Origin of the sequence: Myxococcus llanfairpwllgwyngyllgogerychwyrndrobwllllantysiliogogogochensis, assembly GCF_006636215.1 — a bacterium.
In the GTDB taxonomy this organism is placed as follows: domain Bacteria; phylum Myxococcota; class Myxococcia; order Myxococcales; family Myxococcaceae; genus Myxococcus; species Myxococcus llanfairpwllgwyngyllgogerychwyrndrobwllllantysiliogogogochensis.
Window position 1 is genome coordinate 1 of record NZ_VIFM01000948.1, and the last position, 398, is coordinate 398.

The 398-nt window shown below is 62.3% G+C and carries 1 protein-coding gene; it reads left to right on the top strand.

What is annotated here, in order from left to right; genetic code table 11:
• Window positions 1-45 precede the first annotated feature (45 nt).
• Window positions 46-398: pyridoxal-phosphate dependent enzyme (locus FJV41_RS56410; RefSeq protein ID WP_368773795.1), on the top strand; the 353-nt coding region annotated here is incomplete at its 3' end.

Below are 398 nucleotides of genomic sequence, written 5' to 3' on the forward strand. Positions count from 1 at the left end.
GACCGCGTATTCGTCCCGGTGGGCGGCGGCGGTCTGGCAGCGGGCGTGGCGGTGCTGATCAAGCAGCTGATGCCGCAGATCAAAGTGATCGCGGTGGAGGCGGAAGATTCTGCTTGCCTGAAGGCGGCGCTGGACGCAGGCCATCCGGTGGATCTGCCGCGCGTCGGCTTGTTTGCCGAAGGCGTGGCGGTCAAACGCATCGGCGATGAAACGTTCCGTTTATGCCAGGAGTATCTGGACGATATCATCACCGTCGATAGCGATGCTATCTGCGCGGCGATGAAGGATCTGTTCGAAGATGTGCGGGCGGTGGCGGAGCCTTCCGGCGCGCTGGCGCTGGCGGGGATGAAAAAGTATATCGCCCAGCATAACATCCGCGGCGAGCGTCTGGCTCATAT